Annotated in this window: 9 protein-coding genes; 8 read left to right on the plus strand and 1 reads right to left on the minus strand. The window is 63.6% G+C overall.

Going from position 1 to position 11,512, the window contains the following annotated elements:
- Positions 1–62 precede the first annotated feature (62 nt).
- Complete coding sequence (gene polA, locus ACK6AU_RS03290) at positions 63–2,849, plus strand: DNA polymerase I (RefSeq protein WP_409297718.1); 2,787 nt, start codon at positions 63–65, stop codon at positions 2,847–2,849.
- A gap of 409 nt (positions 2,850–3,258) precedes the next feature.
- Here the strand turns inward: polA and yihA are convergent, their stop codons facing one another.
- Positions 3,259–3,900 carry a ribosome biogenesis GTP-binding protein YihA/YsxC gene (yihA, locus tag ACK6AU_RS03295; RefSeq protein WP_185696685.1) on the minus strand — a complete coding sequence of 214 codons (642 nt, stop codon included), beginning with the start codon at positions 3,898–3,900 and terminating at the stop codon, positions 3,259–3,261.
- A gap of 192 nt (positions 3,901–4,092) precedes the next feature.
- Here yihA and ACK6AU_RS03300 point away from each other — a divergent pair, with 192 nt between their 5' ends.
- From ACK6AU_RS03300 to ACK6AU_RS03330, 7 genes are all read left to right on the plus strand, one after another.
- Positions 4,093–4,383, plus strand: coding sequence for a cytochrome c5 family protein (locus ACK6AU_RS03300; RefSeq protein WP_068575391.1), 291 nt, complete (start codon positions 4,093–4,095; stop codon positions 4,381–4,383).
- A 45-nt stretch (positions 4,384–4,428) separates the two neighbouring features.
- On the plus strand, positions 4,429–5,034 hold the full coding sequence (locus tag ACK6AU_RS03305) for a c-type cytochrome (protein WP_409297721.1): 606 nt from the start codon (positions 4,429–4,431) through the stop codon (positions 5,032–5,034).
- Positions 5,035–5,230: 196 nt separating this feature from the next.
- Complete coding sequence (locus tag ACK6AU_RS03310) at positions 5,231–5,860, plus strand: thiol:disulfide interchange protein DsbA/DsbL (protein ID WP_185696682.1); 630 nt, start codon at positions 5,231–5,233, stop codon at positions 5,858–5,860.
- An 11-nt stretch (positions 5,861–5,871) separates the two neighbouring features.
- Complete coding sequence (locus tag ACK6AU_RS03315; RefSeq protein ID WP_185696681.1) at positions 5,872–6,750, plus strand: endonuclease/exonuclease/phosphatase family protein; 879 nt, start codon at positions 5,872–5,874, stop codon at positions 6,748–6,750.
- Positions 6,747–8,945 carry a diguanylate cyclase gene (locus tag ACK6AU_RS03320; RefSeq protein ID WP_409297724.1) on the plus strand — a complete coding sequence of 733 codons (2,199 nt, stop codon included), beginning with the start codon at positions 6,747–6,749 and terminating at the stop codon, positions 8,943–8,945. Before ACK6AU_RS03315 ends, ACK6AU_RS03320 begins: the two co-directional genes overlap by 4 nt.
- Before the next feature lie 86 nt (positions 8,946–9,031).
- Entirely contained in the window at positions 9,032–9,814 is a 783-nt protein-coding gene (locus ACK6AU_RS03325; protein WP_409297726.1) for an N-acetylmuramoyl-L-alanine amidase, read from the plus strand.
- Between the two features lie 73 nt (positions 9,815–9,887).
- Positions 9,888–11,510 carry an EAL domain-containing protein gene (locus ACK6AU_RS03330; protein ID WP_260497881.1) on the plus strand — a complete coding sequence of 541 codons (1,623 nt, stop codon included), beginning with the start codon at positions 9,888–9,890 and terminating at the stop codon, positions 11,508–11,510.
- Positions 11,511–11,512: the final 2 nt, after the last annotated feature.

Raw genomic sequence — 11,512 nt, forward strand, 5'->3', positions numbered from 1 at the left:
CCTTTGTCGTCAACGGTCCCGCTATTCTAGCGCCGGACCCGCCCAAAAGGTTGATCCTACTCATGAGCCAAGCCCCCCTCGTCCTGGTGGACGGTTCGTCCTACCTGTACCGCGCCTTTCATGCGCTGCCGCCGCTGACCACCTCCAAAGGCATGCCGACCGGCGCGGTCAAGGGCGTGCTGAACATGCTCAAGAGCCTGCGCAAACAATATCCGCAAAGCCCCTTCGCCGTGGTGTTCGACGCCAAGGGCGGAACCTTCCGCGATGAAATGTACGCCGAGTACAAGGCCAACCGCCCGAGCATGCCCGACGACATGCGGGTGCAGATCGAACCCCTGCACGCCAGCGTGATCGCCCTGGGCTTCCCGCTGCTGTGCGTCGAGGGCGTGGAGGCCGACGATGTGATCGGCACCCTGGCCCGCAGCAGCGCGGCGGCGTCCCGGCCGGTGGTCATCTCCACCGGCGACAAGGACATGGCGCAGTTGGTGGATGGGCACATTACCCTGGTCAACACCATGTCCGGTAGCAGCATGGACGTGGAGGGCGTGAAGGAGAAATTCGGTGTCGCTCCCGAGCAGATCATCGATTACCTGGCGCTGATGGGCGACTCTTCCGACAACATTCCTGGTGTCCCGGGCATCGGCCCGAAGACCGCCTCGGGCTTGCTGGTGGGGGTCAACGGCGGCCTCAAGGAGCTCTACGAGCAACTCGATATCGTGCCTACCCTGTCGATTCGCGGGGCCAAGACCTTGCCGGCCAAGCTCGAAGAGCACAAGGAAATGGCGTTCCTTTCCTACCAGCTGGCCACTATCAAGGTCGACGTACCGCTGGAGGTGGGGCTGGATGACCTGCACCTGCGCGAGCCGGACCGCGAGAAGCTGGCAGAGCTCTACAGCCTGATGGAATTCAAGAGCTGGCTCGACGAGCTGCAGCGTGATGCCAAGCGTGTCGAGCTCGATTTGGCTGCGGCTCCGGTCGCTGCCGAGCAACCCGCGACCGAGCAGGCGCCGCTGGAACTGCAGTACGAAACCATCCTCGACCAGGCGCGTTTCGATGCCTGGCTGCACAAGCTCAAGGGCGCCAAGCTGATCGCCTTCGACACCGAGACCACCGGCATCGATGCACAGCAGGCGCAACTGGTGGGCCTGTCCTTCGCGGTCCAGGCGGGCGAGGCGGCCTATGTCCCCCTGGCCCATAGCTACCTCGATGCACCGCAGCAGCTGGATCGCGACGCGGTGCTGCTAGCCCTGAAGCCGTTGCTGGAAGACCCGAAGCTGCTCAAGGTGGGCCAGCACGCCAAGTTCGACATGAACATCCTGGCCAATTGCGCCATCGGTGGCGACCCGGCCAATGGCATCAGCATGCGCGGCGTGGCCTTCGATACCATGCTCGAGTCCTATGTGCTCAATTCCACCGCCACCCGCCATGACATGGACAGCCTGGCGCAGAAGTACCTGGACCACACCACGGTGAGTTTCCAGGACATTGCCGGCAAGGGCGCCAAGCAGCTGACGTTCGACCAGATCCCGCTGGAGCAGGCCGGCCCCTACGCCGCCGAAGACGCCGACGTGACCCTGCGCCTGCACCAGGCCCTGTTCGAGAAACTCAGCGCCATCCCGAGCCTGGCCAGCGTGCTGACCGATATCGAGATGCCGCTGGTGCCGGTGCTGGCGCGCATCGAACGCCAGGGCGCGCTGGTGGATGACAAGCTGCTGGGCGTGCAGAGCATCGAGCTGGGCGACAAGATGGTGGCCCTGGAGCGTGAGGCCTTCGCGATCGCCGGCGAGGAGTTCAACCTGGGCTCGCCCAAGCAGCTGGGCAGCATCCTCTACGACAAGCTGGGCCTGCCGGTGCTGAAGAAGACCGCCAAGGGCCAGCCATCCACTGCCGAAGAGGTCCTGGCCAAGCTGGCCGAGGACGACTACCCGCTCCCCCGGGTGCTGATGCAGTACCGCTCCATGAGCAAGCTCAAGAGCACCTACACCGACCGCCTGCCGGAGCAGATCAACCCGCGTACCGGGCGGATCCACACCTCCTATCACCAGGCGGTGGCTTCCACCGGGCGCCTGTCGTCCAGCGACCCGAACCTGCAGAACATCCCGGTGCGCACGGCAGAGGGGCGGCGCATTCGCCAGGCCTTCGTCGCTCCGGCCGGGTACAAGCTGCTGGCCGCGGACTACTCGCAGATCGAGCTGCGGATCATGGCCCACCTGTCCCAGGACGAAGGCCTGCTCAAGGCCTTTCGCAACAACCAGGACGTGCACACCGCCACGGCCGCGGAAGTGTTCAAGGTCGAGCTCGGGGACGTTACTTCCGAGCAGCGCCGCAGTGCCAAGGCCATCAACTTCGGCCTGATCTACGGCATGGGCGCGCAGAAACTGGGCAAGGACATCGGCGTCGATACCAAGCAGGCCAAGGCCTATATCGACACCTACTTCGCCCGTTATCCGGGGGTGCGCGAGTACATGGACCGCACCCGCGCCCAGGCGGCCGACCAGGGCTACGTGGAAACCATCTTCGGTCGTCGCCTGTATCTGCCGGAGATCAACTCCAACAAACCCCAGGAGCGGGCGGGCGCCGAACGCACCGCGATCAACGCACCGATGCAAGGCACCGCCGCGGACATCATCAAGAAGGCCATGGTGGCGGTGGACAACTGGCTGCAGGCCTCGGGCCTGGATGCCAGGGTCATCCTCCAGGTGCACGACGAACTGGTCCTGGAAGTCCGCGAGGACCTGGTGGACCAGGTGCGTGAGGACATTCGCGGTTACATGAGTGGCGCCGCGACCCTGGATGTACCGCTATTGGTAGAGGTCGGGGTGGGAAATAACTGGGATGAGGCCCATTAAGGGGACTTTTTACCGATTTTTGCCGCGGCATAGTGTCGCGGCAAACATGCCTGAAGAACCATTAGCACGAAAAATTTCAGCACTTATCGCCAATAGTTTTTGTTCGTGGCTGGAACTAAACCGGGAAACGCCCACTCAGAGTTACTGAATGGCTGGTGAAGCCCTTCAATGCTCCTATGTTGTGTTAAGTGTTGGCAGATATCTGGACCCCGCCCTAGCGGTCTAGAACTTGAACCCCGAACTTCCCCCTCCCCATATGAAGTCCGGGGTTTTTTTTGCCTGAAAATTGCCTGGGTGGCGACCATGCTGCGTTAAAAAGCGGCGGGAAATGCTCATTTAGGCCCCTAAACTCCGCTTTCCCGCCGCTTTTTGCCTTGCCTGATCACCGCGCAGACAATTTTTATCTCTCTCAGGCCTCGATCTCGGCGCCTTTGTCGGCCAATTCCAGCCAGCCCGCCAGCACGGTGTAGGCCTCTTCCAGGCCCATGCGCTTGGGTGCGGAGAACAGCTGGATGGTGATGGCGTCGCCCCAGCCCTTGCGGATCTGCGACTGGACCTTGAGCAGGGTGTTCTTGCCCGCGCCATAGGTCAGCTTGTCGGCCTTGGTCAGCAGGATATGCATCGGCATGCCGCTGGCCACGGCCCAATCCAGCATCAGGGTGTCGAAGTCGGTCATTGGATGACGGATATCCATCATCAGGATCAGCCCCTTGAGGCTCTCGCGGCTGCCCAGGTAGGCCTCGAGGTGGCGCTGCCAGTGCTGCTTGAGCGGGATCGGTACCTTGGCGTAGCCGTAGCCCGGCAGGTCGACCAAGCGGCGATCGTCGTCTAGCTTGAAAAAGTTCAACAATTGAGTGCGGCCCGGGGTCTTCGAGGTGCGTGCCAGGCTGGCGTGGGTCAGGGTGTTCAGGGCGCTGGACTTGCCGGCGTTGGAGCGCCCGGCGAAGGCCACTTCGAAGCCGGCGTCATCGGGACATTGGTCGACCTTGGCGGCGCTGAGCATGAAAGTGGCCTGTTGGCACAGACCGAGGATGGGGTTCTTCAGTTGCATGGGATTTCCGAATAGGGGCGATGCCGGGGATGGGTGCGGCGAGCGGTGTCGTTTCCGTTTCAGTAACGCCAGTATATAATGCCGCAGATTTTGTGTGCGCTTTGTCCCAGCGTAGGATGAAGCTCACGAGAGCGATAAACCTTGTATGCGCATTAGAACGCAGCACGCTCTCAACCCTGAAAAGGTCGTTTTATGACGAAATGGCTGCTGGCTACCGGTCTCTTGATGCCGCTTTACAGCGCGCAGGCTACACAGGATCCGGAAGCTGTGTACAACCGTGTTTGTGGGGCATGTCATTCCGGCCAACTACCCACGGCGCCCCGCAAGGGCGACCAGGAAGCTTGGGCGCCGAGGCTGGCGCAAGGTATGGAGACGCTGGTGCAACACGTGACCCAGGGTTTCAAGGCGATGCCGCCGCGTGGTTTGTGCATGGACTGCAGTGCCGAGGATTACCGAGCCATCATCCACTGGATGAGCGAGTGATCCCGGTCCATAACTCTTAACCCTTAGCCGTAGTTGGATTAGCTGATGAACAAATTACTCGTGAGTCTGCTGTTGACCCTGGGCATCACCGGTGTTGCCCATGCCGCAGGCGACGCTGCTGCCGGTCAGGCGAAAGCCGCAGTCTGTGGCGCATGCCACGGCCCTGATGGGAACAGCATGGCGCCAAACTTTCCCAAGCTGGCGGGTCAGGGGGAAAAGTACCTGGACAAGCAGCTGCACGATATCAAGTCCGGCAAGCGGCAAGTACTGGAAATGACCGGCTTGCTGACCAACCTGAGCGATCAGGACCTGGCCGACATCGCCGCCTACTTCGCCAGCCAGAAAGGCAGCGTCGGCGCCGCCGATCCCAAGGTCGTGGCCCGTGGCGAAGAGCTGTTCCGCGGCGGCAAGCTGGACCAGGGCATGCCTGCCTGCACCGGTTGCCACTCGCCGAACGGCGTGGGTAACGCAGCCGCCGGCTTCCCGCACCTGGGCGGCCAGCACGCTCAATACGTAGCCAAGCAGCTGACCGACTTCCGCGAAGGCGTCCGTACCAACGACGGCGACACCATGGTCATGCGCAGCATTGCCAGCAAGCTGAGCAACAAGGACATCGAAGCCGTGTCCAGCTATATTCAGGGCCTGCACTGAGGCCGCTGCGATCAGTGGCCGGCAGGTGCATGGCCACGGCAAGGTTAATGATCGATTAATCTGACGGTGCAAGCATAAAGGGTGGCTCAGGCCGCCCTTTTTTATGGCGCCAGCCGCTACACTAGCGAACTCAAGCCCGCCATGATCTGTCTGAAATCAGGTCGCGCGAGGCGCCTAAATCGTCCAGGAGTAAAGCATGCGTAATCTGATCCTCAGCGCCGCTCTCGTTACCGCCAGCCTGTTTGGCGTGACCGCTCAAGCCGCCGAGCCGCTTGAAGCCGGTAAACAATATGTCGAGTTGAGCAGCGCCGTTCCGGTTGCCGTGCCTGGCAAGATCGAAGTGGTGGAACTGTTCTGGTACGGCTGCCCACACTGCTACGCCTTCGAACCCACCATCAACCCATGGGTCGAGAAGCTTCCGGCCGACGTCAACTTCGTGCGGATCCCGGCCATGTTCGGCGGCATCTGGAACGTTCACGGCCAGCTGTTCATCACCCTGGAAGCCATGGGTGTCGAGCACAAGGTGCACAAGGCCGTTTTCGAGGCCATCCACGGTGGCAAGAAACTCGCGACTCCTGAAGAAATGGCCGACTTCCTGGCTGGCGAAGGCGTCGACAAGGACAAGTTCCTCAGCACCTACAACTCCTTCGCCGTGAAGGGCAAGGTCGAGGACGCCAAGAAGAAGGCCCAGGCCTACCAGATCAGCGGCGTACCGACCATGGTGGTCAACGGCAAGTATCGCTTCGACCTGGGTACCTCCGGTGGTCCTGAAGGCGCGCTGAGCGTGGCCGACCAGCTGATCGCCAAAGAGCGCGCAGCCAAGTAAGCGCCGCCGCCATGCCGCGCTGGGGCTCGGAACGCATCGTTGGCCTGCATGATCCGCAGGTCAACGAACACCATTTGGCGTCGACCGGCTTGCCGGCTGACAGCCGCCTGCGCTTACTCAGTTTCAACATCCAGGTCGGCATCAGTACCGAACGCTATCGGCATTACCTCACCCGCGGCTGGCAGCACCTGCTGCCCCACAACGGCCGGGCGGACAACCTGCAGAAGATCGGCAGCCTGCTGGCGGATTTCGACCTGGTGGCCCTGCAGGAGGTCGATGGCGGCAGCCTGCGTTCGGGCTACGTCAACCAGGTGGAGCACCTGGCCCAGCTGGGTGCCTTCCCCTACTGGTACCAACAACTCAATCGCAACCTCGGACGCCTGGCCCAGCACAGTAACGGTGTACTCAGCCGCATGCGTCCCTGGGCCATCGAAGACCACCCCCTGCCAGGCCCCAAGGGTCGCGGTGCGATCCTCCTGCGTTTTGGCGAAGGTCCGGAAGCGCTGGTGGTGGTGATGATGCACCTGGCGCTCGGCGCCCGGGCCAGGACCCGGCAACTGGCATATATCCGCGAGTTGATCGGTGGCTACAAGTACCAGGTGCTGATGGGGGACATGAATACCCACGCCAGCGACCTGCTGGAGCATTCTCCCCTGCGTGACCTCGGCCTGCTGGCGCCGCAATTGCAGGCGACCTTCCCTAGCTGGCGTCCGCAACGCTGCCTGGACCACATCCTGCTCAGCCCCGGCCTGGCGCTGGAGCGTGTCGAAGTCCTGGCCCAACCCATTTCCGATCACCTGCCGGTCGCGGTAGAGATTCGTCTGCCGGGTTCGCTCACGGCTGATGCATTGCCCGCGTTGAGTCCTGCCCCTCGCGGAACCGATGAATGAGCGACGACGCCCAACGCTGGAAAGAAAAATACCTCAAGAGCATCGAGCAACAGGAAAAGCTCGAGCGTCGTTGGGCTGCCCGCCTCGACTTGCTGCGCCGTGGCCTGGTGCGCAGCACCCTGGCGGCTGAAGGCACCGACCGCGCGGTCGACCAGTGCATGAAGGAAATGCGCGAGGTCGTGCGCACCGATGATATGGACGCCGGCCTCGCGGCCTTGATTCCGCGCCTGGAAAAGGCCGTGCTGGATTCCGAGCAGCGCCGGGAGACCCGCATCGACCAGATGAGCAGCGCCCTGACGGCCCTGGTCGCCCAGTTGCAGACCTTGCCCCTGCCCCGTGAGGTCAGTCGTCCGCTCAAGGCCTTCGCCAAGCAATTGGATGGCCGGGTCGGCCAAGCGCGGGAGATCCCACTACTGCTCGGCGAGCTGAGCGCCCTGCAGGGCAAGGCCCTGAGCCAGCTGGAAAACCCGGTGGAACCGGGGCGTCCGAGCCTGCTGCAACGCTTGTTCGGAACGCGAGATGCCAGCGCAGAAGCTGCACCTGCGAGCGAAGCCGGTGCGCCGCCGGTGTCCGCTCCAGCGCCGGAGCAGACACTCCAGCCACAAGACACTGCGGATGACATGGCGCCGGAGCATGAGCCAACGCCTGCTCCCACACCCACTTCTGCTGCCCCCGCAACCGGTGCCGCTACCCAGGTCCCCGCCGTTGCAGCGGCGGAACCGGCGCCGGGGCATGTCCTGCCCGAGCCTGCCTTCGAGCCTGTCGCGAGTGTCGAGTCCAAGCCAGAGCCAGTTGCCGACACTGACGCCGAGGTTGCGGCCCAGCCTGCGGTGGCGGCCTTTGTGCCGCCGGTCCTGGTTCGGGAAGATGCCGCACCACAACAAGCAGTGGAACCCCAGGCCCAAGAACCTGAAGCGGATGCAGCACCCGTGGCACCCTCAATCGAGAGGGCGCCTGAGCCGTTAGCCGAGGCCCAGGCCGCCAGCACACTTGAGACCAGCAATCCCGATGAGCTGTTGCCCATTCCCGCAGCGGCGTTGCTCGACAGCCTGCCGTTGCCGGTGGCCATGGCCGAGGCCCTGGCGGCCATCGATCCCGAGCAGCCAGAGCAGGACGTACTCTATGCCCTGCCGGACTCCCCCGAGCCGTCCTACAGCTCGGTGGCCAAGCACATCGAGCACACCCTGCTGGGCCTGCTCGATGACCTGAGCCTGCCGGAGCGGCACCGCCCCCAGGCCGAGGCCATGCGTGACCGCCTGCAGCATGGGCTGAACTGGTATGAACTGCTGCCGATCCTCGATGATCTGGCGGTCTTGATGCTGGCCATCACCGACTCCGGCCAGCATGAGTTCGAGGATTACCTCAAGCAGCTCAACGAGCGCCTGGAGGCCTTCCAGAGCAACCTGCAGGCTGCCAGCGACGGGCATGCCGACATCAGTTCGGCGGCGCGTGCCATGGACTCGCAGATCCGCGAGCAAGTCGACGGCCTGCAAAGCAGCATGCAGGAAGCGGCCGACCTGGATGACCTCAAGCAGGTCCTGGAAAGCCATCTCGAAGGCCTGCTGGGCACCATGGACCAGCACCAGAAGCAACGCGACCAGCGCGAGAAGGACATGGCCACCCGCCTGCAAAGCCTGGCGGCACGGGTGTCGAGCATGGAACAGGAAGCCCAGGGTTATCGCGAGCACCTGGAAGAGCAGCGGCAGAAGGCCCTGGTCGATCCGCTCACCGGCCTGCCCAACCGTGCGGCCTGGAGCGAGCGCCTGGAACATGAGGTCGGCCAATGGCAACGCCACGGCAACAGCCTGTTGCTGGCAATGCTCGACCTGGATCACTTCAAGCGGATCAACGACAGCTATGGCCACTTGGCGGGTGACAAAGTGCTCAAGATCATCGCCAATGTGCTGCGCAAGCGCCTGCGTGGCACCGACTTCATCGCCCGCTTCGGCGGCGAGGAGTTCGTCCTGCTGATGCCCGACACCCCATGGGCAGTGGGAACGCGTTTGGTGGAAACCCTGCGGGCGGCGATCGAGGCCTGCCCGTTTCACTTCAAGGGCGAGCCGGTGACGGTCACGGTTTCCATCGGCTTGAGCGCCTTCAAGGCGGGAGATCGCAGCGAACTGGTGATCAAAAGAGCCGATCAGGCGCTGTACCGGGCCAAGGATGCCGGTCGCAACCGGGTCGAGGCCGGCTAAGGCGCCACTTGCCTGCGCAGTTTTGCCCATGATCTGGGGAGCAGTACGTTACACTGTTGCATTAATGTCCCAAGCGTATTGCTCCCATGAAAGTCCCTGTCCTTGCCTTCTGCTTCCTGTTGATGCTCGCCGGCTGCGCCAGCGGCCCGCGTATCGACACCAGCCACCCCTCGGTCAATTACGACCAGCGTGCCCAGTTCATCATCGTCCACTACACCTCGGCATCCATGGAGCGCTCCCTGGCCCTGCTGACCCACGGGCAGGTCAGCAGCCACTACCTGATCGGCGACGACAAGTCCGCCACCATCTACAAGCTGGTGGACGAGCAATACCGCGCCTGGCATGCCGGTGAGAGTCAGTGGCAAGGCCGGACCTGGCTCAACTCCAGCTCCATCGGCATCGAGATCGTCAACCCGGGTTTTCGCGATGGCCCCAATGGGCGCCTGTGGTACCCCTACAGCGAAGCGCAGATCCAGAACCTGATCGTGCTGCTCAAGGACATCAGCAAGCGCAACAATATTTCCCCGCGGCACATCATCGGCCACAGCGACATCGCGCCGCTACGCAAGCTCGACCCGGGCCCGCTGTTCCCCTGGAAGCGCCTGGCCGAAGCTGGCCTGGGCCTGTGGCCCGATGCCCAGGCCGTGGCACGCCAGCAAGCGTTCTATGCGGTCAACCTGCCGAGCATCGGTTGGTTCCAGCAACAGTTGGCGCGGCTGGGCTATGCCACCCCGCAGACCGGCGAGTTGGACATGGCCACCCGGCATGTCCTGGCGGCCTTCCAGATGCACTACCGGCCAGGTCGTTTCGATGGCACCCCGGACGCCGAGAGCGCGGCGATCCTGCAGGTCCTCAACCAGACAAAATAATGACGCCGCCGGACGGTCCGCGCCGATGGCCCAATCAGTTGCTATAACTCATTGGTAATCCTTCGGATCTTCCATGATGCCGGCCGCCCGCGAGACCCCGCGCACCTGGTTTTATCGCCCCTGGTTGCTGGCGATGCTGGCGGCTGTCCTGAGCGCGGCGGTGCTGATGCTGTGCAGCATCGGGGTGGCCATGCACGAGGTCCAGCAGCGCGAAAGCGAGCAGATGAACGCCCAGGGCCGGCGGTTCCTGGAGCGCCTGGAGCAGCTCTTCAGGCAACTGCGCGAGGGCCTGGACACCCTGGAAGCGCAGCCGCTGCGTGGGTGCAGCGCGGACATGACTGCCGTGCTGCAACAGGTCAGCTTCAACTATCGCTTCATCTACGAGGCGGCCTACATGGATGCCGACCAGACCTGCTCCAATTGGCCGCGGCAGAACCTTGCGACTTCTCCCCGGCCGGCGGACATCCGCGGACCCACCTACAGCTACTGGCTCAATACCTCCGCCCAGCCCAACGAAAACCTGGCGGCGCTGATGCTCGGCCGGGGCAATTTCCGCGTCGCCACCTCACGCGGACACCTGACCGACGTGGTCGACCTGCCGCCCGGCGGTAGCCTGATGGTGGTGGTCGACCACGGTGCCCGGGCCATACCGGTACTGGGCCAGGCCCGTTCCTGGCCGCCGGCGCAACCCTGGCAGGACGATCGCAGCCGGCCGTTGCAGGTGACCCGCGACTTGTTGGTGTACCGCATGCCGACCCGTAATCCCGAATACCAACTGGTGCTGATCACGCCACGGGCCAGCATGCAGGCCGAGTTGCTCGATGGCTGGTGGTGGCTGCTGCCGACCAGCCTGCTGCTGGCGCTGTTCATCGGTGCCCTGGTGTATCAGTTGGCGCGCCAGCGCCAGTCCCTGGGGGCCGAATTGCAGGGGGCCTTGCACCGTGGCGAGCTGCAGGTGCTGTACCAACCGATCTTCGACCTGAACAGCCGGTTGTGCGTGGGGGCCGAGGCGCTGCTGCGCTGGCGGCGTCCGGACGGCACCTTGACCAGCCCCGACCTGTTCATCCCCTTGGCGGAAAACACCGGGCAGATCCGCCAGATCACCGATTTCGTCCTGCAACGCCTGCTGGAGCAACTGGGGCATGTGCTGCGGGCCAATCCGCAGCTGTATATCTCGGTCAACCTGGCGGCCTGTGACGTGATGGTGCCGCGTGTCGGCCGGGTCATGGCCAGGCTGCTGGCGCTGCACCGGGTCGCGGCGCGGCAGATCGCCTTCGAGGTGACCGAGCGTGGGTTGATCGACGTGGTGGTGGCGCGCAACAACCTGCAAGCCCTGCGGGATGTCGGGCACAAGGTGCTGATCGATGACTTTGGCACGGGATACTGCAGCCTGGCCTACCTGCAGAACCTGCCGGTGGATTGCCTGAAGATCGACAAGGCGTTCGTCGACGCCCTTGGCCACGACGCCGCCAGCAGCGGTGTGGCGCCGCACATCATCCGCATGGCCCATGCCTTGAAACTCAAGGTGATCGCCGAAGGCATCGAGTGCGAGGAGCAGGCCGTGCTGCTGAGCAGCGAAGGCGTGAGCTTCGGCCAGGGCTGGCTGTTCGCCCATGCCCTGAGCGCCTTGCAGTTCACCGAGTTGATCACCCGTGGCCGACGCCTGGTGGCCAGGCGCCTGGACGATGAAGCCTGAGC

This window comes from Pseudomonas sp. KCJK8993, from assembly GCF_046230915.1.
Classification (GTDB): Bacteria; Pseudomonadota; Gammaproteobacteria; order Pseudomonadales; family Pseudomonadaceae; genus Aquipseudomonas; species Aquipseudomonas piscis.

Bases quoted from the DNA above. Each gene is read 5' to 3' on its own strand.
- polA (WP_409297718.1), top strand. From the start codon at position 63: ATGAGCCAAGCCCCCCTCGTCCTGGTGGACGGTTCGTCCTACCTGTAC.
- yihA (WP_185696685.1), bottom strand. From the start codon at position 3,900: ATGCAACTGAAGAACCCCATCCTCGGTCTGTGCCAACAGGCCACTTTC.
- ACK6AU_RS03300 (WP_068575391.1), top strand. From the start codon at position 4,093: ATGACGAAATGGCTGCTGGCTACCGGTCTCTTGATGCCGCTTTACAGC.
- ACK6AU_RS03305 (WP_409297721.1), top strand. From the start codon at position 4,429: ATGAACAAATTACTCGTGAGTCTGCTGTTGACCCTGGGCATCACCGGT.
- ACK6AU_RS03310 (WP_185696682.1), top strand. From the start codon at position 5,231: ATGCGTAATCTGATCCTCAGCGCCGCTCTCGTTACCGCCAGCCTGTTT.
- ACK6AU_RS03315 (WP_185696681.1), top strand. From the start codon at position 5,872: ATGCCGCGCTGGGGCTCGGAACGCATCGTTGGCCTGCATGATCCGCAG.
- ACK6AU_RS03320 (WP_409297724.1), top strand. From the start codon at position 6,747: ATGAGCGACGACGCCCAACGCTGGAAAGAAAAATACCTCAAGAGCATC.
- ACK6AU_RS03325 (WP_409297726.1), top strand. From the start codon at position 9,032: ATGAAAGTCCCTGTCCTTGCCTTCTGCTTCCTGTTGATGCTCGCCGGC.
- ACK6AU_RS03330 (WP_260497881.1), top strand. From the start codon at position 9,888: ATGATGCCGGCCGCCCGCGAGACCCCGCGCACCTGGTTTTATCGCCCC.